This window comes from Brevundimonas naejangsanensis (assembly GCF_003627995.1).
GTDB lineage: Bacteria > Pseudomonadota > Alphaproteobacteria > Caulobacterales > Caulobacteraceae > Brevundimonas > Brevundimonas naejangsanensis_B.
Map to the genome: position 1 here is coordinate 273297 of NZ_CP032707.1, position 21704 is coordinate 295000.

At 62.2% G+C, this 21704-nt stretch carries 23 protein-coding genes, 1 tRNA gene, 2 rRNA genes and 1 pseudogene (1 of these 27 only partly in view); 10 read left to right on the plus strand and 17 right to left on the minus strand.

The genetic code is table 11. The features are described from left to right. The first annotated feature begins 25 nt into the window (after positions 1-25). From D8I30_RS01235 to D8I30_RS01255, 6 genes are read left to right on the plus strand one after another with little or no spacing between them, the layout of a single operon-like run. Positions 26-1720: a GspE/PulE family protein gene (locus D8I30_RS01235; RefSeq protein WP_121481123.1), complete on the plus strand. Its 1695-nt coding sequence runs from the start codon at positions 26-28 to the stop codon at positions 1718-1720. Then, positions 1717-2907, plus strand: coding sequence for a type II secretion system F family protein (locus D8I30_RS01240; protein ID WP_121481124.1), 1191 nt, complete (start codon positions 1717-1719; stop codon positions 2905-2907). Before D8I30_RS01235 ends, D8I30_RS01240 begins: the two co-directional genes overlap by 4 nt. Continuing rightward, on the plus strand, positions 2897-3280 hold the full coding sequence (locus D8I30_RS14270) for a hypothetical protein (RefSeq protein WP_162938767.1): 384 nt from the start codon (positions 2897-2899) through the stop codon (positions 3278-3280). Before D8I30_RS01240 ends, D8I30_RS14270 begins: the two co-directional genes overlap by 11 nt. Then, positions 3277-3534, plus strand: a complete 258-nt coding sequence (locus D8I30_RS14275) for a hypothetical protein (protein ID WP_162938768.1) — start codon at positions 3277-3279, stop codon at positions 3532-3534. The genes D8I30_RS14270 and D8I30_RS14275 overlap by 4 nt, the downstream gene beginning before the upstream one ends. Next, entirely contained in the window at positions 3504-4292 is a 789-nt protein-coding gene (locus D8I30_RS01250) for a hypothetical protein (protein ID WP_162938769.1), read from the plus strand. Before D8I30_RS14275 ends, D8I30_RS01250 begins: the two co-directional genes overlap by 31 nt. Further along, positions 4289-4774 (plus strand): hypothetical protein, encoded by a 486-nt coding sequence (locus D8I30_RS01255; protein WP_162938770.1) that lies wholly within the window; start codon positions 4289-4291, stop codon positions 4772-4774. The genes D8I30_RS01250 and D8I30_RS01255 overlap by 4 nt, the downstream gene beginning before the upstream one ends. Positions 4775-5629: 855 nt before the next feature. On the opposite strand, the pseudogene D8I30_RS01260 reads toward D8I30_RS01255, so the two are convergent. The 3 genes and pseudogenes from D8I30_RS01260 to D8I30_RS01270 form a co-directional block, all read right to left on the minus strand. Further along, positions 5630-5810, minus strand: a pseudogene (locus D8I30_RS01260) (IS5/IS1182 family transposase); the annotation flags it as partial. 181 nt (positions 5811-5991) lie between these two features. Beyond that, positions 5992-7281, minus strand: coding sequence for a three-Cys-motif partner protein TcmP (locus tag D8I30_RS01265; RefSeq protein ID WP_121481128.1), 1290 nt, complete (start codon positions 7279-7281; stop codon positions 5992-5994). Positions 7282-7308: 27 nt separating this feature from the next. Beyond that, complete coding sequence (locus D8I30_RS01270; RefSeq protein ID WP_121481129.1) at positions 7309-8082, minus strand: DUF5131 family protein; 774 nt, start codon at positions 8080-8082, stop codon at positions 7309-7311. Between the two features lie 232 nt (positions 8083-8314). Between D8I30_RS01270 and tcmP the strand changes: the two genes are divergently transcribed. Further along, positions 8315-9481, plus strand: coding sequence for a three-Cys-motif partner protein TcmP (tcmP, locus tag D8I30_RS01275; protein WP_121481130.1), 1167 nt, complete (start codon positions 8315-8317; stop codon positions 9479-9481). Between the two features lie 12 nt (positions 9482-9493). On the opposite strand, the gene darG is transcribed toward tcmP, so the two are convergent. The 5 genes from darG to D8I30_RS01295 form a co-directional block, all read right to left on the minus strand. Beyond that, on the minus strand, positions 9494-10540 hold the full coding sequence (gene darG / locus D8I30_RS01280; RefSeq protein WP_121481131.1) for a type II toxin-antitoxin system antitoxin DNA ADP-ribosyl glycohydrolase DarG: 1047 nt from the start codon (positions 10538-10540) through the stop codon (positions 9494-9496). 8 nt (positions 10541-10548) lie between these two features. Further along, positions 10549-11151 carry a type II toxin-antitoxin system toxin DNA ADP-ribosyl transferase DarT gene (darT, locus tag D8I30_RS01285; RefSeq protein WP_121481132.1) on the minus strand — a complete coding sequence of 201 codons (603 nt, stop codon included), beginning with the start codon at positions 11149-11151 and terminating at the stop codon, positions 10549-10551. A gap of 183 nt (positions 11152-11334) precedes the next feature. Further along, a complete protein-coding gene (locus tag D8I30_RS14535; RefSeq protein WP_205570759.1) occupies positions 11335-11748 on the minus strand; it encodes an IS5 family transposase in 414 nt (137 codons plus the stop codon). Continuing rightward, complete coding sequence (locus D8I30_RS15075; protein WP_205570735.1) at positions 11745-11963, minus strand: transposase; 219 nt, start codon at positions 11961-11963, stop codon at positions 11745-11747. Before D8I30_RS15075 ends, D8I30_RS14535 begins: the two co-directional genes overlap by 4 nt. A 182-nt stretch (positions 11964-12145) precedes the next feature. Further along, entirely contained in the window at positions 12146-12430 is a 285-nt protein-coding gene (locus D8I30_RS01295; protein ID WP_240387278.1) for a helix-turn-helix domain-containing protein, read from the minus strand. 51 nt (positions 12431-12481) lie between these two features. On the opposite strand from D8I30_RS01295, the gene D8I30_RS01300 reads away from it, so the two are divergent. Together D8I30_RS01300 and D8I30_RS01305 are read left to right on the plus strand one after the other, a co-directional pair. Continuing rightward, the gene (locus D8I30_RS01300) at positions 12482-13000 is read left to right on the plus strand and encodes a hypothetical protein (protein ID WP_162938771.1); all 519 of its coding nucleotides are present in this window, start codon (positions 12482-12484) and stop codon (positions 12998-13000) included. 30 nt (positions 13001-13030) lie between these two features. Continuing rightward, positions 13031-13858 carry a hypothetical protein gene (locus tag D8I30_RS01305; RefSeq protein ID WP_162938772.1) on the plus strand — a complete coding sequence of 276 codons (828 nt, stop codon included), beginning with the start codon at positions 13031-13033 and terminating at the stop codon, positions 13856-13858. 2 nt (positions 13859-13860) lie between these two features. Here the strand turns inward: D8I30_RS01305 and D8I30_RS01310 are convergent, their stop codons facing one another. The 6 genes from D8I30_RS01310 to D8I30_RS01330 form a co-directional block, all read right to left on the minus strand. Beyond that, entirely contained in the window at positions 13861-15945 is a 2085-nt protein-coding gene (locus D8I30_RS01310; RefSeq protein ID WP_121481136.1) for a recombinase family protein, read from the minus strand. After that, complete coding sequence (locus tag D8I30_RS01315; RefSeq protein WP_121481137.1) at positions 15942-16148, minus strand: hypothetical protein; 207 nt, start codon at positions 16146-16148, stop codon at positions 15942-15944. The genes D8I30_RS01310 and D8I30_RS01315 overlap by 4 nt, the downstream gene beginning before the upstream one ends. Beyond that, entirely contained in the window at positions 16145-16345 is a 201-nt protein-coding gene (locus D8I30_RS01320) for a hypothetical protein (protein WP_121481138.1), read from the minus strand. The genes D8I30_RS01315 and D8I30_RS01320 overlap by 4 nt, the downstream gene beginning before the upstream one ends. A 62-nt stretch (positions 16346-16407) precedes the next feature. Next, complete coding sequence (locus D8I30_RS14280) at positions 16408-16581, minus strand: hypothetical protein (protein ID WP_162938773.1); 174 nt, start codon at positions 16579-16581, stop codon at positions 16408-16410. A gap of 155 nt (positions 16582-16736) precedes the next feature. Then, the gene (locus D8I30_RS01325; protein WP_121481139.1) at positions 16737-16931 is read right to left on the minus strand and encodes a hypothetical protein; all 195 of its coding nucleotides are present in this window, start codon (positions 16929-16931) and stop codon (positions 16737-16739) included. Continuing rightward, a complete protein-coding gene (locus tag D8I30_RS01330) occupies positions 16921-17172 on the minus strand; it encodes a hypothetical protein (protein ID WP_121481140.1) in 252 nt (83 codons plus the stop codon). Before D8I30_RS01330 ends, D8I30_RS01325 begins: the two co-directional genes overlap by 11 nt. A gap of 151 nt (positions 17173-17323) precedes the next feature. Between D8I30_RS01330 and D8I30_RS15080 the strand changes: the two genes are divergently transcribed. After that, positions 17324-18937 carry a recombinase family protein gene (locus D8I30_RS15080; protein ID WP_430805163.1) on the plus strand — a complete coding sequence of 538 codons (1614 nt, stop codon included), beginning with the start codon at positions 17324-17326 and terminating at the stop codon, positions 18935-18937. On the opposite strand, the gene D8I30_RS01345 is transcribed toward D8I30_RS15080, so the two are convergent. From D8I30_RS01345 to D8I30_RS01355, 3 genes are all read right to left on the minus strand, one after another. Then, a tRNA-Met gene (locus D8I30_RS01345) sits at positions 18894-18970 on the minus strand. The genes D8I30_RS15080 and D8I30_RS01345 overlap by 44 nt on opposite strands. A gap of 59 nt (positions 18971-19029) precedes the next feature. Continuing rightward, positions 19030-19144: ribosomal RNA gene (gene rrf, locus D8I30_RS01350) — 5S ribosomal RNA — on the minus strand. 82 nt (positions 19145-19226) lie between these two features. After that, positions 19227-21704: ribosomal RNA gene (locus tag D8I30_RS01355) — 23S ribosomal RNA — on the minus strand; it runs 305 nt beyond the window's last position.

A 21704-nucleotide genomic window follows, 5' to 3' on the forward strand; every position in this document is an offset into this window, starting at 1 on the left:
AAGGCTGAGTCCACGGCTGGGGAACATGGATATTCTTCGCGACGAGCTCGAAACGCCGCCGCTCCCGCATGCGCGCGGCGCGCTGGGCGACGCGGTCGGCCTGACTTCCAGCGCCTTGGAACGTGGCGCCAAGGCCAGTCGCGGTTCCGGCCAGCCGCTGGCCGTCGCCTTGAGCCTGCTTGGTCTCGCCACCGAAGACCGCATCGCCGATGCGTGCGCAGAACTCTATTCGGCCCCTCGATGGCCTGCAGACCAAGCGATCGAACCGATGGAGCTTCCCGGCCTCAGCGTCCGTTTTCTTCAGGACCGCTACGCCGTGGCCATGGCGGACGGCGAGGACTGGAGCCTCGGCCTGGTCGATCCCGGTGACGACGTCACGGTCGAAGCCCTTCGCTTCGCGCTCGGCCAAGACGTTCGACTGCGCACCCTCACCCTCAGCGCCTGGCGACAGGCCCAGGGCGGCGGCCTGGCGGAGACTAAGGAACGCGCGGATACGGGCGGCAACGCCGCGGCGACGTGGCTCGACGACGCTGAACGGCTGAAGGATGTCGCGCGTGATGCGCCTGTGGTACGGCTTTCCGACCAAATCCTGGAACGTGCCTTCCTGCTCAACGCCTCTGATGTGCACATTGAGCAAAAGGCCGACCACACGCGCGTGCGCTTCCGCATCGACGGCGCGCTTCAAGACCAGGAACAGCTGAACGTCGACCTCGGCCCCGCTATCATCGCCCGAATCAAGGTGCTGTCCGACCTCGACGTAGCCGAACGTCGTGCGCCGCAGGATGGACGGACGACGATCTCGGTCCGCGGCGTACCCGTGGACGTGCGCATCTCCACGACCCCGACTGTTTTCGGCGAATCCCTCGTCGTGCGCCTGCTGACCCGACGCGACGTGGACTTTTCGCTGGAGCGACTGGGCCTGCGGCCCTCGGTCGCTAACGGAGTGAAGACCCTGCTTGGACGTAGCCACGGGCTTTTGCTCGTCACCGGCCCCACCGGCAGCGGGAAGACCACCACCCTCTATGCGGCGCTGCGTGAACTGGCCTCCAGCCGCTCCAAAATCCTGACCATCGAGGATCCGGTCGAATACGTCTTCGAGGATATCCTGCAGAGCCAGGTCAACGAAGCGGCGGGGTTCACCTTCTCCACGGCGCTACGCTCCTTCCTGCGCCACGACCCCGACGTGATCCTGGTCGGGGAAATCCGCGACACCGAAACTGCACGCCTCGCGGTCCAGGCTAGCCTGACAGGACACCTGGTCCTGGCCACCGTCCACACCAACGACGCCGCCACCACGCCGTCGCGCCTGATTGATATGGGGGTGGAACGCTACCTCCTCGGCGACGCCCTGATTGGTGTTCTGGCCCAACGGCTGGCCGCCCGGCTGTGCCCAAACTGCAAGACGCAGTCGCCACTTTCGGCCGACGAACTAACGGAATTGAGCGAGGTAGGACTGCCGGCGCCGACAGGCGCGCCCTGGCGTGCCAAGGGCTGCCCCTCATGCGGGGGCACCGGCCGCAAGGGACGGCGCGCGGTCAGCGAGCTCATGATATGCGACGCGGAGATCAGCGAGCGGATCGGAGGCGGCGCCTCCGCCGCTGAAGTAAGGGCATTGGCCAGATCACGGCCAACCTACACCAGCCTGCGGGCTGACGCCTTGGAGCAGTCGGTGGACGGCTGGCTCGACTGGGGCGACGCTTGGCGGGTCGCCGAACGATGAAAGCCTACCGCTACACCGTGCTGGATCCTCAAGGACGGCGGCTCTCCGGCGTCGGTTACGCCGCAGCCGCCCAGGTTTTACGCGACCAGCTGCTGGACTCGCGTATGCACCCTTTGCGCATACGACCTGTGCTATTCCAGAAGGCGGCGCGCCTGTCCCTGACCGAAGCCGATGCCGCTCGCTTCGCCCGTGACCTGTCGCAGTTGCTCGGCAGCGGCCTGTCGGTCACCCAGGCGCTCGGTCTGATCCAGGGACGAGAAACGCCGCGCGTCGCGGCAATCGCCCGAGAAGTTCGCCACAGGCTCTCAGCCGGAGCTCCACTATCTGCAGCGCTGAAAGCGGCCGAGGGTCGTCCCGCCGCCTTCCTGCAGGCGTTGGCGCGCGCTGGCGAAGCTTCCGGACGGCAGGCGGACGTGTTCACCGCCGGGGCCAGGTCCCTCGCAGCCAGCGACGCCCTGAAGAAGCGACTGGTGACGCTCTGCCTCTACCCAGTGTTCGTCATCGGCGTCGCCCTGCTCTCCATCGCCGTCTACGCCTATGCCGTGCTGCCGTCTCTGGAGCCGGCCTTCGAACACCTCGGCGAAGACCTGCCGCTGCAAACGCGCAGCGTCCTGACCTTCGGCGCCATTGTACGCGCCGCCTTTCCTATTCTGGCCGGATTGTTCGGCGCCTTCTCTCTCGGCCTGATCGTGTCGCCGCGCCTGCGCCGCCTCACCCGGGATCTGGGCGGACGGCTCCTTCTGCGCGGCAAACGCTCTCCGCTGAAGGACTACATCTTCGCCGGCGTCGCTTCGCGTCTGGCGGTGATGATCCAGGCCGGCGTTCCGCTCGCCGTCGCCTGGAAGCTGGCGCGCGAACCTGTAGACCTCCCCTCATTGACACGTCAGTTGGCGGCCCAGGACGAACGATTGATGGAGGGAGTGCGGCTCTCTGCGGCTATTTCGGCGGTTCCGGACACGCCCCGCGACCTCATCCACTACGTCTATTTGGGCGAACAGACCGGGCGCATCGCTCCAGCCTTGAACGACGCCGCCGCCGCCCTGGGCGGGCGATCCCAGGAAGCCATCGAGCGCGTTCTGTCGATCCTGACGCCGCTGGTCATCGTAATCGTCGGTGGCATGGTTGGCCTGATCACCATGATGGTGTTCCAGGGCTTGCTTGCAGTGGGAGATGCTGTTGCGACCTGATCCCGCTCGCGAAGGCTACCTGACCATCGATGCGATGGTGGCTCTGTCGATCACGACCATCGCTGTGACGGCTGCTGTCGTCCTGGCCTCGACGACCGTCGCCCGTATCTCGCAGGCACGTGACAAACTGATCGCCGCCCGGATCGCCGAAGACATCTACGAAGGCCTCTATGCAGGCGAACGACCGGACGGCGCACAACGCGGCGAAATAGAAGGACGGACATGGTCATACGCCACCACCACGGCGGGAACCGCCGATGCGCCGTCCAGCGCCCGCCGCGCGCGGATCGTTGTCGACCGACGGCTGCGGGACGATCTGGTGGTCGACGCCGTGCTGCCGGCCGCGCCGGTTACAGCGTCCTCGAACTCATGATCGCCATGACGGTCGCCTCCATCCTTCTGGTCGGCCTGACAGCGGGTTATTCGGCGCTTTCTAAGGCCAGCAGTCGTCTGGCGATCGCCCAGGCCGGTCTCGCCGACCGCGCCGAGCCTCGATGCCGAACCACGCCCGAACAGGCCAAGACCGACAGCCGCCCCAGGCCGCGTGACCGCTGCGACCTTCCCGAAATCTGTGAATACGACACCATCAGCCAATCATGCCGCACGACGATCTCTCCCTCAGCCTGAGGCCGCCGCCTCCCCCTGCCGAACCGCCGCTCGTCGCGCCGCCTGAATTGCAGGTGATGACCCGGCTTGTGCGCCTGCCAACCCGCTCACCCCGCCAGGCTCGTCGCGTCGTCGGTTTGCAACTGGACCGGCTCTCGCCGCTGCCGGCGACCGACACCGCCTATGACCTGGTGATGATCCGCCAGGACGGCGCTGAGACGCTCTATGCCCTGGGGATCGTGCGAAAGGCCCATCTCAGCGACGCCGCCTATGCGAACCGCCGCCACATCACACTCACCCGAGCGGTCGAAACGAACGAGGTCACCTTTCGATTCCGCAACCCTCACGCCGTCGATGATCGCGAAGTTCGCTGGCTGAAGCACGCTCCAAAGGCGGCCGTCATCGCGATGGGGATCGCCTTAATCACGACTGCCGCCAGCCAGAGAGCTAGCACCTGGCGCGAGCAGCGCATGGTTGAGATCGCCGCCGTCCAGCGCCAGGCCGCGCGCGCGGCGCTGGACGCAGAACTTCAGGCCAGCGCCCGCGCCGACTGGACGGATCTCGAGCGCACCGATGCCGCAACACGACTGCTGTGTGTCGCCCAGAAAGTGAGCACGCCGGGCGGTGCGCCAGTGCCGCTGCTAGGCTATGCAGGCGAAGCCAAAGAACTGGTCCTTCGCCTGCCCGAAGGCGCCGACACCTCATCCTTGCTCGCAGCAGGCGGCATCGAACAGGGCGGACCGACCGCGATCGTTTTCGGCCAAGAGGTCTGCGGATGAAACGTGAAGTCTGGATCAAACGGGGTGCCGCCATGGCGACTTTGGCGCTCGGCGCGCTCGCGATCGCGTCTACTGTCCACGTCGGCGTTGAGGTCTGGCGTGTCCGGGCGGCGAAAGCTGCTGCGGTGACGCCGAAGCGCGCTGCCGTCGCCCCAACGACCAAATGGACGGCGCCAGTTCCCATGCTGCGAGTAGGCGCAGGTCAGCACAAGACCGCCATCGCAGAGCTCCTGAACAGCCAGTTGGGCGGGCTGGGCCTTACCTTGACTTCGGTGGAGGTGAGTTCTGCACGGCCACTCGGTAACGGTCTCCGTCTGGCGGAAGTGCGCATCGAGGCCAGAGGCGACGCTGCCGCTGCTCAGGCTGCGGCCGAATGGGTGGCGATCAATCGAGAAGCGGTGCGGATGAAATCCATCTCGACAGGCTTGGGGCCACAGGACGATTCAGTGGCCTCGATGGTGCTTTTAATGGTGATCTCGTGAGGATCGGCGGTCCCAAACTGGCGGCGGCTTGGCTAGGCAGTTGTGCAGCGGCCTCAGCCGGACTGATACTCTTGCCGCAAGCCAACGCCACGCTTTCAACCGGGAGCCAAACCCGAGCATATGGGGGCGTCGAACACCAGGTGCGAAAAACAGGTGCGCGACCCGGCGACGCCATTTTTGTGCTCACAAGCAACGCTGAACCCGCTCAAGTGGCGCCCCAAACTGCCTCGCCAGCTCTGGTCGGCATCGTTGGACGCTCCGCCTATCTGAAAAGCGCCTCCTCCAGCAAGACGGTCCCCGTCTCCATTGGCGAGAGCCTTGATGGTTGGAAGGTCGCAGCGGTGCGAGGACGAACCGTCACGCTCGAAGGCCCAAGCGGCCACCAGGAGCTGTCACTATTTGACAAGTCGCCCACTCCAATAGGATCCAGCGGCAATATCGCGATAGCGACGCATGTTCGCACGACGTTATCGTTGCCCCCTGAACCTTAAGATTGAAATATTAGAGCGGTCCACGTGCGCCAGAATAATATTGACCGCTACCAAACAGTTAAACCGATCTTGAGCCTGCCTCGTCGAACTGCGGCGCGTAGGTGTATGTGCAGCCAGCGAACTGATCACCTTCAGCCACCACCACTGGGCAGATCCGGGCAGACGCACTGAACTCCCCGCGCCAGCGGCGCGAGATGCCATGAGGGCCGATTAGCCTGAGCGGTTTGATGTCAGCCTGCGCATGGGCTCACCGCCAAGCGGGATACGGAACGATGGATGTTTCCGCTCCAGCGACTACGCGCCGATTGCGTTGAAGAAGGCGGCTGCTGAGATCGCCGCCAATCACGGACGCGGCGGTGCGCTCTGGGGGCGGGATCAGTTTGGCGAGTTTGCGCAGGTTCTGGCGGCGAGGAGGAACTCGTCTTTGGCGCGGTTGGGACCTCTCAGGCGCAGTCGGTCCAGTTCAGGATGCGCTTGAGGTGGGCGAACAACATCTCGACCTTCTTCCGTTCGCGCCGGGAGACGACGTATGCGTCGGTCTTGGCGTGTCTCAAGCGAAGTCTTTTGGGCCGCTCCGCCGTTGACCAAGAGCGCTGGGCGCAGAAAGCGGTACATGCACGCGGCCATCGCTAGGTGGGGCTCTGCATCAGCGACGCCGCCTGAGCTTAAGCCGTCGCCGGATCGGGATGCGTGTTCGCATCGGTGTCGTTTGCTCACGGCGGCGCGTCATTTGACAGGATTCGCCTGCGGCGTCTCTGCGCCGCCAACCAGCAGCGGCGGGCCTGAGCGTCCCAGCATCGGGAAGAATGATCGCTGGGCCTTCAGCCGCAGCGTATCCCCGATCGAGATGGTGTTGCCCTTGCGGCGGAGCCCGCCATTCCGGGTGACCACTTCCAGGTCCTCGCTTTCTAGCATCGCGGCGTGAATGTCGTCCTTGTGCGATGGGGTCGCGCTGTAGGCGGCTTCGTAGAATTCGTTGACCCTCATGGCGTCACCGGATTCTGAAACCAGCTTCGGAATATCGGACAGCAGATTGGTTCTGGCGATGGCTCGATCCTCGGCCTCGAACAGATAAAGCCGTCCTTCCCGCTCCGGATCGTAGGCCAACATGTTCAGCCCAGACCGACCGAAATGGTCGAGTTGACCGTTGTCGTGCAGGACGTCGTTGTAGACTTGGCGCGCGCGGTAGTTATTGGCGAAATGGATCATCCAGTAGCGCCAGCCGCTCGGGTTGCGGATGGAGAACGGGCTCACGTAGGGCGCGCAGGTCCTCAGGGTCTCGAATACCAGCCTCTCTGCCGCGCCGAGCCACTCTGTCTTGGTCATTACCCCCTCCAGCGCGCCCAGGTCCGTTGGGCGGATGCCGAGATGTCCAAGCTGTCGCAGCAGGAGCCCGGGATCGCGTCCGCTCAGGTAGGTCAGGAGGGTCTGGATGGCGAAGGTGTAGAAAACCTCGGTCGAGGGTGTCGCGCGGAGGATATCCTGCAACGTCGTGATATCGACTTCAGCGTGGCCGTACTGGTCGAGGTTGTAGAGGACATTGCGGTAGCGGCCCTTGGCGATCAGATCGCGGATCGCCGGATAGGCGGCTTCGAACGGCTCGGAGAAGTAGCAGACATCCAAGTGAAGCTTGGACGACTTTTGTTTGATAGCCGCCACCAAAGGTGCGCAGTAGGAGGCCAGCATCGCCGTAACGCTGGGCAGGGCGTCGTTGAAGACGAGCAGGCATTCGATTTCAATCGCGCCTAGTCCCTGCAGCGCTCGGCGCAGGTTGATCGCCTCCAGCGCCCGGTCGAGCTCTTCGATAAAGATGATCGGCGAACCCGCTGACCCGCACTGGTACCGGCCGCCACCTGAGAAGCCGTCCACGATGGCCAGTCGAAATTTCGACTGCTGCGGGAGCTGGCATCGAACAGTGAGATACTGATGAAAGTACTCGCGCAGGATCTTGTGCTTGCGCCGGCTGTGGTCATCGAGTTCAGCCCCTTGGGGCCAGGCATAGCCGTCCGTCTTCATTCGTGCTCCGGGTCTCGCGGGCCAGGCCTAGACCTCCAGCGCCGCCGGCATCTCATTCCAGATTTGTCCGCGGTACTCGCGGCCATTGGCTTTCTTGGAGCGCTTCTTGTTGTCTTTGCCCCAAGTGCCCCACTGCTTGAAGAAAAACGCGGTCTCATAGGTTTCACACTGGCTGTAGATCTCGTCGATCCACTCCTCGCGGATCGGTCGGGCGTTGAGGCCACTCTCGCCGCCGACGATCGCCCAATCGATACAGGTCAGATCCACTGCACCAACGGCGGCGATGAGCGGCTCGAACGAGATGAAGCGGATGTGCGCCGGAACCGCACGCAGATGATCGATGCGGCCAGCCACCTCAGCGCTTTCCACGCTCGTGCCCAACCAGACATTAGGCAGGACGTCCGGGATCCGGGCCACAACCTCAGCCATCCGTTCAGGGCGTTTAGTCAGGATCTGGTAATTGTGGCGAGGCGTCTCCCGCATTACCCGCCAGACCTCGAGAATGAACGCCTCGCTGACGGAGTCGTGGAATAGGTCGCTCATCGAATTGACGAAAATCTTGCGCGGCTTTTTCCAGCCATACGGCATGGCGAGCGCCGCGGGGTCCTCGCGGACCACCCCGTTCCAGATCGCCCGCTTGCCGCTTTTACGGGTCAGGCCTTCATACTTCCCGACCCCCATCGCTTCGAGGCGACGCGCCATCTGCATCGCATAGCAGTTGGTGCAGCCGGCCGTGACGATGGAACAACCCGCGACGGGGTTCCATGTGGCGTCTGTCCACTCAATCTGCGTCTCTGCCATCAGCCTTCTCATCGTCGCTTCACGCTTCACGCCTAACGCATCGCAGCAGCGCCGCACTAAGCAGAGGTTGAACCTCTAGCACGCCTTTCGAACCGCGTCGCAGGATCGCCCCGCATCCTTGCCGCTCGAACCATCCACGGCCAACCCCGAGGACATCGTCTATCGACGTTCGCCACAAGCTTTGCAATGCTGACGAGAACCGCGCGCGCGGCTCGGACACGCGGAGGTCATCATGATCGGGGATTTGGGCCGATACGCCGGTCGGGAGCAGGCCTACGTCAAACACTTCCTGCTCGGCGAGTATCTGGAGATCTTCGCCCACAAAATCGGCAGCGCCTATTCGGAGATCGCCTATGTCGACGGGTTCTCAGGCCCTTGGCAGAACACCGGAGAGACCTTCGAAGACACCTCGTTCGGGATCGCGTTGGCGGCCCTGACGCGGGCAAAGGCGACTTGGAAGGGGTTGGGCCGCAATCTCAAGGTCTCCGCCTATCTCGTCGAGAAAAACCCGACCGCCTACGCCAATCTGCAGGGCGTCAGGGCGCTGTTCCCCGGCGTCGAGATCAAGACCTATTCAGGTTCCTTCATCGACAGGTCGCCCGAACTGCTGAAAGACATCCCGGCCCGGGCCTTCACCTTTCTCTTCATCGATCCCAAAGGATGGGGGATCGACATGCAGCGGATCGCGTGCCTGCTGAAGCGGCCGAACAGCGAAGTCGTGTTCAACTTCATGTTCGATTTCATCAATCGGTTCGCCGAGTTCCAGAAGCCCCAGGTCGCGGCCAGTCTGGACCGGCTTCTCGTCGAGCCGGGATGGCGGGCGAAACTCGCCGCCCCGCCGGCAACTGGCGTGAGCCAGGCGGATCACCGCAAGGCGGTGTTAGTCGATGCATTCGCCGCGACACTGCGCAGTCTGGGCGGCTACGCCCATGTGGCGGAGACCACAGTTCTCAGGCCGACCCAAGACCGACCGCTCTACAGCCTAGTCTACGGCACCCGGAGCGTGACGGGCCTGGAGGTGTTTCGGGACTGCCAGATCAAGGCGCTGCGCGAGCAAAGCCAAGTGCGCGGCGTCGCTAAGCTCAATGCGGTCGCAGCCGCCAGCCGCCAAAACGAACTATTCGACTCGCTGAGCGACATGACGCCTGATACCACCACCGACTTCCTCGACAGTGAGCGTCGCGCCGCTGGCGATGTCCTTCTGAACCTGGTCCCTACCGCTCCCGGTGCCGTCCGCTGGGTCGAGGTGTGGCCCCAAGTATTGGCACGTGCCATCGTCACCCGCGCCCAAGTCAACGCTCTGGCCGCCGACCTGCGTAAGTCGGGCACCTTGATCTTCCCGGATTGGGAAGCCCGCAAACGAGTTCCAGACGATGGCTACCACCTTTTCCGAAATTGAGGTGCCTCGCCGTCAGGCGGCCTGTTCACTGATCCAGCCGTGCGAGCGCAGATGGATGAGCGCCGTTCGGATATGGGGCTCACGCAGGGTCGCCGCCTTGCGCGGGTTCCAAGATCGAACGGCGTCTACCACCCGGTCCGGCTCGCGAGCCGCCTCGGCGTCATGGGTCGCGATCCAGTGCACGGTCGATAGCAGTTCCAGACCGTAGGGAGTCTCGAACCCTTCGATCAGCTCGGCAACCCGATCCAGCCGCGCCTGGGCGGTCTCGTCGGCGTCGAGAAAAGCCTCGGCCTCTTGCCGTCCATCGTCGAGCACCGCGATCTCGGCCGCCTGGCTGCGATCGCCATAACCGCGGATGAAATGCCCTTCGATCCGCTGCAGCACATGGTTCAGGTTCTCGGCATAAGGGCCGTAGTGATGCTTCTGGAACCCCAGCTTGAGGTCCTCGCCCGACTCCTGGAGGAAATAGGTCAGCTTCTGAATCTCGAGCAGGCTGTGTCGATATCCGGCGGCGCCATAGAGCCCCAGAAGGCTCAGGACTAGGGCCCTGCCCCGGCTCATGTTGGGCCGCGCGGTATTGACCCGCATGCTGTCGACCTTGGGCGCTCCCGAAGGCGGGAACAGCATTACTTCAACATCTTCCAGATTGCCCAAGGCCGTTCGGATCATGGGCTCGACGTCGGCCCAGTCCAGACCTCCATTGCCGCAACCCAGCGGCGGAACGGCGATGGACCGTACACCAAGGGTTTCGATCACTCGCCTGAGATCCTTCAAACCGGACGCGATATCGTCGATCCGGGACTTGGCTTTCCAGTGCCCCTTGGTTGGAAAGTTGATGATCCAACGCGGGTTGATCATACTGCCGGTGTCGAACACGAACATCTCGCCCAAACGCACCTCGCCCGCATCGCAGGCGCGCCGATAGGCTTCATAGTTTCCCGGAAACTCCTGCTTGAACTGCAGAGCGATACCCTTGCCCATCACACCGACGCAATTGACGGTGTTGATAATGGCTTCGGCACCGGACTGGAGGAGATCGCCCTGGGCGAGTTTGATCATAGCGCGCCTCAATAGTACCAGTCGGGGCGAACGACCACCCGCAACGGCTGCCTGGCGCTCGCCGCGATCGCGTTCACCTGATCGGCGCGAGCCTGTGTCTGAACCACGGCCCCTTGAAGCAAGGCGATTGGAAACCGGTCCCTCACGAGGAACTCGGCCTGTTTGCGCCGCTTGCGATCCCCATCTTCAACCGTATCCGCCCATTGACCGGCCGCGATGACATCCCAGTCGATCTCACCCAGATGCGCCAGGTCATCGTAGAAACTGGAGTAGGCCATGATTCCATGGCCGTCACTAAAGGCGAACCCCAGACCGGCCGCCGCGACCGCTTGGGCGTTTGAAACTAGGTGGACGAGTGCACCCTGCCCACCTTCACACGGCACGTTGCCGCGGTTGATCGTGTAGAGCATCGGGCTGCGCCGGGTGAAATAGAACGGCACATAGTCATGGAGCGACCCGCCAGGCCCGCAAGTGACAACCTTCCCCGCGCGTTGCGCCTGGATGGAACTGTAAGCGATGTTGGTGAAGGCGGTACCTTGCGCATTCAGCCTCGCCGTCGCCCGCAACTCCCCGGCAGCCAGGATCGTCTGCAGATTTCCGACATGGGTCATGTGGATAATCGGTGTCGGCTGAGGAATGATTCCCGGCATCGCAATCCCTAATGGCGTCAGCTAATCCTAACACCTCTGCCAGACGTTTGAAGGCCGGAAATCTAGAGCGGCGCATGAAACAAATCAAGAACGATGGACTGACCCGGTCGTCGCCAACTCCACAACGGGCCTAGGGGTCCGGACTCATTTGGCCCAGTAACAGATGGTCGCGGCGATGAGCACGCCGGAGAGGTAGTTGGCCGCGAGCTTGTCGTAGCGGGTGGCGACACGGCGATAGTCCTTGAGCCTGGCCCAGAGGCGCTCGACAGTGTTGCGCTGGCGATAGGCGACGACGTCGTAGGGGATGGGGCGTTTTCGCGATGTGGTGGTCGGGATGACGGCTTCGGCGTTGCGCTCAGCCAGACGTTTCCTGAGATGATCGGCGCCGTAGCCGCGATCAGCCAGCAGCTTTTGAAACGGCCCGGCGGCCTCGATCAGAGCGTGGGCCATGGTGATGTCGTTGGTGTATCCGACGCTTAGCAGCAGCACGCGGGGCCTGCCTCGGTCGTCCACCAGTCCGTGGATCTTGGTCGTCCGACCGCCTCTGGAGCGGCCTATGCTCTGGAAGAAGGCCCCCCTTTAGCGCCCGCCGCTGACCGGTGAGCCTTGACCGAGGTCGAGTCGATGGCGGCGCTGGAGTAGATGCCGCTGTGGCCGGTCAAGGCTTTGAAGATGTCGTGCCAGACGCCTTGGCGGCTCCAGCGGTCGAAGCGGTTGTAGACCGTTGTGTACGGCCCGTACTCGGCCGGGCAGTCGCGCCCAAGCTTCGTCATCCAGCCAGTAGAGCTTCCGCATTCAAGGCCTCCTTCCGCAACCCCTGAATCAGCGCACAGGCCGAACGGCCAGAACTTATTGAGTACGGAGCCTAGGCCCGAGAGATAAAGGCCGCTTTCACTTGCCGAGCTCAATGCACCACTAAGCAGTCTTTCCGGCCCCCCATCAGTGAGTAACAGCGTTAGGATTTAGGGTGACGGCCACTCGGTAGGGACTGAGGGGCAGCCTCGCCTTGTTCGGGCAGAACGAAGAACGCCGAAACCGCCACTCCCAGCACGCCCGCGAGTCGATCCAGCAGGTCGACAGACGCATTACCCAACTGACGTTCGATCTCGCTTAGGTAGGCACGATCAATGTCCGCGTCCGCGGCTAAGCGCTCCTGCGAAATACCACGCTCGGTCCGCAACTTCTTGAGATTCCACGCCACCAGCGCCCGACCATTCATGGCGGCAAGCGACAGCTTCACCGCTCGTTAAACCACGGGATATATCCTACATATTAAATCTGGAGGGTTCTGATGAAGAAGATCGTCTTCGCTGTTTCGGTTCTGGCTGCGCTCGTTGCGTTCGGCGGTACCGCATCTGCACAGACCGACCCCTGCTCCACGAATGGCGGCTACCCGCCCGGCAGCCCCAATGCGGTCATGGCGCGAATGCGGAACATCGCCAGCGGCGCCTATGCGGCCTGCGTTGAAGCCCAACGCGCCCGCACGCCGCCTGTGAACTGGACGCCGACGCGCATTCACGCCGCCGCGCGTCAGGCGGTGACGGACAAGCTGCGCGATCCGTCGTCAGCCCAGTTCCGGAACGTGCGCCGCATCGAGCACTCCAACGGCTCGACCATGTTCTGCGGCGAGGTGAACAGCCGGAACGCCTATGGCGGCATGTCCGGCTATCAGCGGTTCGAGGCTGGCGTGGATCGCACGGGCGACGCCTCGGCTTTGATCGACGGCGGTGAAGCACTGAACACCACCTACTTCGAAGGCGCCTGGAACCAGTTCTGCGGCCGCATCGCCGGCACGCCCGTTCAGTTTTGACGGAGGGGAACAGTCGTGGGGATGAAGTCGATGTTTCCTAAAGCTGCGGTCGTTGCGGCCATGGTCGCTCTGACCGGCTGCGCCACCACCCCGCCGCCAGAGGTGCGAATGATCCCCACTGCCGATCACGGCGTGGGCGTGCGCTTCTCGCGCGGCAACGCCCTGATGGTGTCCAACGGGCCGTCCGGCACGATCATGCTGCTGCCGGTGCGCTACAACGACACCCAGAAGTTCTTCTTCTCGATCGCCGCCTTCAACACCTCGGGCTACCCGATCAACATCGGATCGGAGGACGTGCGCCTCTATCTGGATGGGCAGCCCTACAGCGTTCAGGACTTCGACTACCTGCGCCACACCGCGCGCAAGACCGCGCAGCGCGAGATGAACCTGGCCTGGGCCGACGCAGCGGTGGAGTACTTCTTGACCCTCCAGGAGATGGAGGACCACCCACGCCGCCACGACATCGCCTACCGTAGCGCCTCGGGGCAACTGCAGGCGTCGCACGATCACATCCAGCGGCGTCTGCGTCAGACCATCTCCACCTTGGGACGGACCATGCTGGAGACGACGACCATCGACTCCGGCACGGCGCATGGCGGCGCCATCCTGGCGGAACAGATCGTCATCCCCGACGGCATGGTCCGCGACATGGTGATCGAAGTCCGTTTCGACGGATTCCCGCACCGCTTCCGGCTGAACTTGGCGCCGTCGGGCACCTACGCCCCGACGCCGGTCGACATCCCGGCCGTCCCCGCCCAGGTCACGCAGGAGCTGATGCGCACCCGCGAGACCTGGCACTGGACCGATGGCCCGCCGCCGTCGCCGGCGATCTTCAAGGGCATGCCGGTGATCGAGTAGTCCTAGGCCGCCGCCTCGATGCCTGCGTCCCTGCGATAGACTCTGATGGAGATCGTGGAGACCAAATCCACCTCGGTGGTGTTGAACGGTAGATGCACAGTCCTCTCCCGTCGCCGCCGAATGACTTCAGGCGACGGGGGCGAAGCAGCAGCCCAAAGATATCCAGCCTGCTCCTTCCACCCGTAGCGCGCCAACAGCCCCCGCTTCTGCATATAGTTCATGGCGTAACGAACACGCTCGGCCTGCGGTGCCCCCTCAGAATAATCAGGGTCCTCCCCCCACATTTCAGCCAATCCGTCGATGAAGTCCTTCCTCGAGACGGGATGGGAGGCGTCATCCAGCATACGCGCCATCATCTCCAGAACAGCGTACCCGCCTTGCTCCAGGCGCATGTCGGACGGGATGAGGTCGATCTCCAACTCAACCAGCACGGTCGCATGGCCCTGCATGCTTTCCGGACGAGAAGCATGCTGAACCACGCGACTGAGGTCGGCCAAACCCAGTGCACGGGTGAGGTTGCCCACAACAGTGATGCGAACCGGTCCAATGCCGCGCCCATCAGCTTTTTCCTCTTCGATGGGTGAGATCGTCACGTTCTCGATAAGCGACCGAATGAGTTCGCGCGCTCGCGCCGCGTCCCGTTCATCAGAGGTCAAATTCGCCTGGAGATCGGCGACGACCGCCCGCATGCGGGCGATGATCGCCTCATCATCGAGAGGAAGATCAGCGCCCGCGGGTTCAGCCTTTAGCGCGCGCACAACCATCGCGCGTTCACTTTCCACCTTGGCGAGTTCCTCCAGGATCACGTTGCGAACGACGTCCTGAAGGTCGCCCTTTCGCAGATCGCCTGTCAGAACCTGCTTGGCTTTCTCAAGGCCATCCAGTCGGGTCTGCAGTTCATTCCGCTTGGCGCCCCACTCCCCTTGGGCCAGTTCCAACTCACGGCGGTATTCTGCGACGAAGGGCTGGATAAAGCGGGGCTCAAGGAAATGAGACGCCAGCGCGCTGACCACCACGCCTTCGATCTCTTCGCGATCGACGCGTCGGCGGTTGCTGCAATCATGGCGCTCCGCCCGGCCGACACAGCCCATCTTCACCTGAAGAACTTGGTACTTCGCGCCGCAAGCGCCACACCGGCACAACCCTGACAGGAGGTATTCAGCCTTGCGTTTGCTTTGGAAATCAGGCGTCTCATTCGCGCCCAGACGTTCCTGCACCGCATCAAAAAGATCATCGGGGATGATCCGCAAATCCGGAGCAGCGACGACAGTCCAATCGTGCCGCGCCCGCACCTGGGCCTTCTTCGTGCCCGCGCGTCGGTTCCGCTTGATCTCCGTACGTCCCCAGACCGTCTCCCCTTTGTAGAGCCGGTTACGCAGGATGCCTGTACCCTTGTGCTTGTTGCCGTACAGGACACCAGGACGCCAAGGCCGTCCGCCGGGCCCCGGAACGCCCTCCTTCGTCAAGGCGCGGCAGATGTCTCTAATGCTCAGGTCCGCAGCAAAGTCACGGTAGATGCGGAGGATCACACCCGCTTCTGCTTCCACGATTTCGCGATGGCCGTTCTCTATCGACCCGTCCGGGCGGATGACGGGAACCTTCCGATAGCCATATGGAAGCCGCCCGGATTGACGCCCCTTGAGGACGGTTCCTTCCACTCCACGGCGGGACTTCAGACTCATGTTCCTGGCGTATTCGGCGTTCTGAAAGGCGCTGAACGTCGCCGCCATCTGCGTCACTTCGCCAGAACGAACGGTGTGGATACCGATATCCAAGGCTTCGAGCTCTTCAATAACGGCATGAAGTCCCGACGCCTGTCGCGTTATCCGGTCCAGATCTTCGGTGACGACATACTCGTACTTGCGGCGTTCGGCATCAGCCATGAGCGCCGCAAAACCCGGACGCCCCATGAAGGACTGGCCGCTGCATTCTGGGTCGGAGTAAGACGTCACCCAGATTCCGCCCTGTGCGCGCACATACTCTTCGCAAATCCTGAGCTGATCCTCGATCGACTCCTGGCGCTGGTGAATGGTGGAATATCGCGCATAGCCGACGCATCGCTTGTTCTTCAGGGAGCGAAGCGTCATGCCGCCTCCTCCTCGCCACCGGCTGTATGACGGCCCTCAAAGGCGCGTTCACACGCGAACCTGTGCGCGTCCAATCGCGCCAAAGCCAAGACGATGGGGATCAACTCATCACAGGGTTCGCCGGTTTGGAATTCCGCCTCGTGGCGCTCGAGACGCTGCTGTCGCAACAGATCTTCGAACGAATGGGAGACCTGACGTTTCATCGACTTCCCTCGCTGCTGCCCGCACTGTCAGCCGGACCGGTCACATAGGTGACGAAGGTGTCGATCTTCCCCGTCGCCATGCGTTCGAAGCAGATACCGACGCCGTCAAAGCCGGCTGCCTCGAGTTGAGACCGCAGTTCCTCAATCTGCGACAGAGACGTGGCCGTCGCCTGGAACCGTTTGACAACCGCGGCCAACACTTCGTCGTTCGTGCGTGAAGGTCGCCTATGCCCGACGCGTCGCCTCGAGAAACGGCCCCTCATTGCTGCGCCTCCGGCTGGACGCGGCGCATGTGGAATCGGTCCGGGTCATCCGGATCGGGCAGCATGATCATTTCGTGGACCACGCCGTCGCAGATCATCTGCGTGCGGACGCTGGCCTCTTGAGTGGGTTCTGCAGGCTGCTCGGCAGAGGGAGCGGAATCTTCGGTCATTTGTTTTTCCATTAGTGGGTGCCGCCGTTGCGTCTCCGCGAGGCGACGACAGGCGGATTGGATTTCAAGGCGCACGCCATCGGCTTCGCGTGAGAGCGCGAATGACGACGGGCCGGATTGTTGGGGTAGGAAGGCCGCGTTGAAGCGGCCGCAGGTCAGTCGCCGACGGTGAAGACCGCGCGCTGACGCGCCAGCCGCGCCAGGGCGCGGATCGTCGGCAGGAGGAGCGCAACGGCGGCGTCATAGGACGCCGTCGACGCGTCTTCGCCCCAGGGAGGGATCAGCGGCCGTGCCGGCCTGCGTCGGTCCGGCCGCGGCGACAGGCGGATGACGTTGGCGTCAGTCGTCATGGGCGAGCACCAGCTGGATGCGATGGCTGGGCACGAGCGCTTCGACGATCGCCGGATAGCCGTCCTCTTCGATGATGAGGTGGCCGACCAGGGCCCGCTCGCGACGCAACTGCTCGCTGACGGCGGACAGGTCCGCAGCCTCCAGACGCATCCGCAGCGCCTCACCGCCCATCAACCGGACGGAATATTCTTTCTGATCAAGGGCATCGGCGTCCGCCGGACCCCAATAGGCGACACGCATAAGCACTCCACGGGTTGAAAGTTCCCGCAGAATGCGATAGCCAGCTAGCAATGTCAAGCTACAGGCAAAGTAAGCCTTATAAACCCTTATAAGACGGCACGACAGGCGGCGTCAACCGCTTTTTTGCAGAAAACTTCAAACGGGAAATCCCTTGGTCCTTCGCCCCAAGAAACGCGCCATCTACGGTCGCCACTCCTCCGACCTCCAGAACGCCCGGTCGACCACAGACCAGATCGCACTGCTGCGCGAGGCCAGCCGAGCCGAGGGCATCACAGACGTGCTCGTGTTCAGAGATGAGGCCGTTTCCGGCAGCGCGATCGCCAATCGGCCAGGCTTGCGCGCCCTCCTCGCTGCGGTGGAGCGCGGCGAAGTCAGCGACGTCATGGCTGAGGCGCTCGATCGACTGTCGCGCGACCAGGAGGACATCGCCGGCATTTTCAAACGCCTGGCCTACGCCGGCGTCGCACTGAAGACCCTGGCCGAAGGCCCGATCGACAGGATTCACATCGGACTGAAAGGCACGATGAACGAACTCTTCCTGCACGACCTGGCCGTAAAAACGCGTCGAGGCCTGACGGCGCGGGTCAAGGCCGGCTTCTCGGGCGGCGGCCGCTGCTATGGGTATGACATCATCGGCAAGGGCGAACTGCAGCCCAACGCCCATCAGGTCGACGTGATCCGCTCGATCTTCGCGCGTTACGCGGATGGGGAATCGCCCCGCGCCATCGCCCATAGCCTGAACGCGGCAGGCGAGTCCGGGCCGCGCGGCGGGACATGGACGCCGTCGACCATCCATGGCGACCGCCGCACCGGCGACGGCATCCTGCACCAGGAGCTCTATATCGGCGTGCGGGTGTTCAATCGGCGTCGCTACCGCAAACACCCCGACACCGGACGCCGCTCCTCGGTGCTGAATCCGCCGGAAGACTGGATCCGTCAGCCCGCTCCGGAACTGCGCATCATTGATAATGAACTCTGGGCGCGGGTGCAGAACCGCAAAGCGGAACTGTCCGCCCTGCCCGCCGCCCAGGGTCGCAAGCCGAAACGCCTCCTGTCAGGCCTGATGAAATGCAAGCAGTGCGGCTTCAGCATGACCCTGAACGCCAGCAAGTATAATTGCAGCGGTCACCGCGAACGCGGGACCTGCTCCAACGGCAAGATCATCGCCGCCAAGACGGTGGAAGAGCGCGTCCTCACCGGCATCAAGACCCACCTGCTGTCGCCGGAAGCGATCGCGGAGGCCGTCAGAACCTTTCATGTCGCGGCGGAGACGGAGCGCCGCGCGCTTCAGGTCGAACGGGCGCCGCTGGAACGCGAACTGGCGGAGATTGAGCGCAAACTGAAGCGCGCGCAGACTATGTGCCTGGACGGCGCGATCGAAACGGAAGAACTGAAGACGATCAGCGCGCCGCTGAAAACCCGCCGGAGCGAAATCCAATGCCGACTGGCGGCCGACGCCGCCCCGTCGGTGATTCAGTTGCACCCCGGCGCCGCCGAGGCCTATCGGCGCCTCGCCGAGAACCTGCACCAGGCCATCGAGGGCGAGGATGGCGAAGAGGTGCGTGCGGAGCTGCGCAAACTGATCGACCGGGTGGACTTCATCCCGATGGAAGGCCTGGGCAAGTTCCAGTTGGAAGTCCACGGCAGCCTTGCGGCGCTGTTGGCGCTGGGCCAGGCCCAGAAAGCAGAAAACCCCACAGGGGGTACCTGTGGGGTATCACTGGGTGCGGGAGCAGGATTTGAACCTGCGACCTTCAGGTTATGAGCCTGACGAGCTACCGGGCTGCTCCATCCCGCGGCAAGGCGGCGTGTAAAGGAAGAAGGGTTCGAGATATTTCAAACGTGTGTGTCGGGTAGACCCGGCGGCGACCTACTCTCCCGCGCCTTAAGACGAAGTACCATCGGCTCTGGAGGGCTTAACGACCGAGTTCGGAATGGGATCGGGTGGGGAACCTCCGACAGAGCCACCAGGTCAACCCGACACACACGAATGAAATGAGAAGATATCGTCTTTTGATTTCGGCAAGTAAAAACCGAATGAGTTTTGCTGAGAAACGATCAAGCCGATCGGATTATTAGTACCAGTAAGCTTCACACGTCACCGCGCTTCCACACCTGGCCTATCAACGTGGTAGTCTTCCACGATCCTCAGCGAAGCCTTGTTTTGAGGTTAGTTTCCCGCTTAGATGCTTTCAGCGGTTATCTATTCCATACTTAGCTACCCTGCTGCGCGGCTGGCGCCACGACAGGTCCACCAGAGGTATGTCCATCCCGGTCCTCTCGTACTAGGGACAGATCCTCTCAAGCTTCGAACACCCACGGCAGATAGGGACCAAACTGTCTCACGACGTTCTGAACCCAGCTCACGTACCACTTTAAACGGCGAACAGCCGTACCCTTGGGACCTGCTCCAGCCCCAGGATGTGATGAGCCGACATCGAGGTGCCAAACTTTGCCGTCGATATGGACTCTTGGGCAAAATCAGCCTGTTATCCCTAGAGTACCTTTTATCCGTTGAGCGATGGCCCTTCCACGCGGGACCACCGGATCACTATGGCCGACTTTCGTCTCTGCTCGACTTGTCAGTCTCGCAGTCAGGCTAGCTTATGCCATTGCACTCGACGACCGATTTCCGACCGGTCTGAGCTAACCATCGCGCGCCTCCGTTACACTTTGGGAGGCGACCGCCCCAGTCAAACTACCCACCACGCCATGTCCCGGGACCGGATAACGGCCCTCGGTTAGACGTCAACGACAGTAAGGGTGGTATTTCAAGGATGGCTCCACCAGAGCTGGCGCCCCGGCTTCATAGCCTCCCACCTATCCTACACATACGGTCGCTAACGCCAAGGCGAAGCTATAGTAAAGGTTCATAGGGTCTTTCCGTCTGACCGCGGGAACCCCGCATCTTCACGGGGAATTCAATTTCACTGAGCCTGTGCTGGAGACAGTGGGGAAGTCGTTACGCCATTCGTGCAGGTCGGAACTTACCCGACAAGGAATTTCGCTACCTTAGGACCGTTATAGTTACGGCCGCCGTTTACCTGGGCTTCAGTTCGGAGCTTTCACTCCTCCCTTTAACCTTCAGGCACCGGGCAGGCGTCAGACCCTATACGTCGCATTGATGCTTCGCAGAGCCCTATGTTTTTGCTAAACAGTCGCTACCCCCTGGCTTGTGCCACTCAGTCCTGGTTGCCCAGGGTGAGTCACGCTTTTTCCGAAGTTACGCGTGCAATTTGCCGAGTTCCTTCAGCACAGTTCTCTCAAGCGCCTTGGTATGCTCTACCTGACCACCTGTGTCGGTTTCGGGTACGGTCTCTGCTGGAGTTATTTCCAGGGACGACGCCACCGCCGGGAACAATCCAATAAGCCCCGACGACTTATGCCATCCGTCACTTCCAGCTGGTGCAGGAATATTTACCTGCTTCCCATCGACTACGCTTTTCAGCCTCGCCTTAGGGGCCGACTAACCCTGCGCAGATTAGCTTTACGCAGGAACCCTTGGTCTTTCGGCGACAGTGTTTCTCACACTGTTTATCGTTACTCATGTCAGCATTCTCACTTCCGATACCTCCAGCCGACCTCACGGTCGACCTTCACCGGCTTACGGAACGCTCCGCTACCGCTTGCAGTAAACTGCAAACCCATATCTTCGGCGCATGGCTTTAGCCCCGTTACATTTTCCGCGCAGGATCGCTTGATCAGTGAGCTGTTACGCTTTCTTTAAAGGATGGCTGCTTCTAAGCCAACCTCCTGATTGTCAAAGCAATCCCACATCGTTTCCCACTTAGCCATGACTTGGGGGCCTTAGATGATGGTTAGGGTTGTTTCCCTTTTCACGACGGACGTTAGCACCCGCCGTGTGTCTGCCCGATAGTACTCCTGGGTATTCGGAGTTTGGTTAGTATTGGTACCGCTCGCGCAGCCCGCAACCATCCAGTGCTCTACCCCCCAGGGTATTCGTCGGACGCTCTACCTAAATAGATTTCGCGGAGAACCAGCTATGTCCAGGTTTGATTGGCCTTTCACCCCTATCCACAAGTCATCCCAGAATTTTTCAACATTCACGGGTTCGGACCTCCAGTAAGTGTTACCTTACCTTCATCCTGCTCATGGATAGATCACCTGGTTTCGGGTCGTCATACGTCGAACTTAGCGCCCTATTCAGACTCGCTTTCGCTGCGCCTACACCTAACGGCTTAAGCTTGCTCGACATATGAAGTCGCTGACCCATTATACAAAAGGTACGCCGTCACCGCGCTTGGCGGCTCCGACTGCTTGTAGGCTTCCGATTTCAGGATCTGTTTCACTCCCCTTGTCGGGGTGCTTTTCACCTTTCCCTCACGGTACTTGTTCACTATCGGTCGTAGAGGAGTACTTAGGCTTGGAGGGTGGTCCCCCCATGTTCAGACAGGATTTCACGTGTCCCGCCCTACTCGAGTCTCTTGCTGTTTGATGGCTACGGGGCTGTCACCCGCTATGGCCGACCTTTCCAGATCGTTCGCCTTTATTTCACAAGAGCACTGGCCTGG

Coding starts and splice junctions, on each gene's coding strand:
- D8I30_RS01330 (WP_121481140.1), bottom strand. CDS start 17,172: ATGCGTGTCGCCTATTGGGGTCCGGCGGACGCCGATGCCCTTGATCAG.
- D8I30_RS01315 (WP_121481137.1), bottom strand. CDS start 16,148: ATGAAACGTCAGGTCTCCCATTCGTTCGAAGATCTGTTGCGACAGCAG.
- D8I30_RS01255 (WP_162938770.1), top strand. CDS start 4,289: ATGAAACGTGAAGTCTGGATCAAACGGGGTGCCGCCATGGCGACTTTG.
- D8I30_RS01235 (WP_121481123.1), top strand. CDS start 26: ATGGATATTCTTCGCGACGAGCTCGAAACGCCGCCGCTCCCGCATGCG.
- D8I30_RS01265 (WP_121481128.1), bottom strand. CDS start 7,281: ATGAAGACGGACGGCTATGCCTGGCCCCAAGGGGCTGAACTCGATGAC.
- D8I30_RS01240 (WP_121481124.1), top strand. CDS start 1,717: ATGAAAGCCTACCGCTACACCGTGCTGGATCCTCAAGGACGGCGGCTC.
- darG (WP_121481131.1), bottom strand. CDS start 10,540: ATGATCAAACTCGCCCAGGGCGATCTCCTCCAGTCCGGTGCCGAAGCC.
- darT (WP_121481132.1), bottom strand. CDS start 11,151: ATGACCCATGTCGGAAATCTGCAGACGATCCTGGCTGCCGGGGAGTTG.
- D8I30_RS01250 (WP_162938769.1), top strand. CDS start 3,504: ATGCCGCACGACGATCTCTCCCTCAGCCTGAGGCCGCCGCCTCCCCCT.
- tcmP (WP_121481130.1), top strand. CDS start 8,315: ATGATCGGGGATTTGGGCCGATACGCCGGTCGGGAGCAGGCCTACGTC.
- D8I30_RS14275 (WP_162938768.1), top strand. CDS start 3,277: ATGATCGCCATGACGGTCGCCTCCATCCTTCTGGTCGGCCTGACAGCG.
- D8I30_RS14280 (WP_162938773.1), bottom strand. CDS start 16,581: ATGACCGAAGATTCCGCTCCCTCTGCCGAGCAGCCTGCAGAACCCACT.
- D8I30_RS01305 (WP_162938772.1), top strand. CDS start 13,031: ATGTTTCCTAAAGCTGCGGTCGTTGCGGCCATGGTCGCTCTGACCGGC.
- D8I30_RS01300 (WP_162938771.1), top strand. CDS start 12,482: ATGAAGAAGATCGTCTTCGCTGTTTCGGTTCTGGCTGCGCTCGTTGCG.
- D8I30_RS01325 (WP_121481139.1), bottom strand. CDS start 16,931: ATGACGACTGACGCCAACGTCATCCGCCTGTCGCCGCGGCCGGACCGA.
- D8I30_RS01310 (WP_121481136.1), bottom strand. CDS start 15,945: ATGACGCTTCGCTCCCTGAAGAACAAGCGATGCGTCGGCTATGCGCGA.
- D8I30_RS01270 (WP_121481129.1), bottom strand. CDS start 8,082: ATGGCAGAGACGCAGATTGAGTGGACAGACGCCACATGGAACCCCGTC.
- D8I30_RS15075 (WP_205570735.1), bottom strand. CDS start 11,963: ATGACGAAGCTTGGGCGCGACTGCCCGGCCGAGTACGGGCCGTACACA.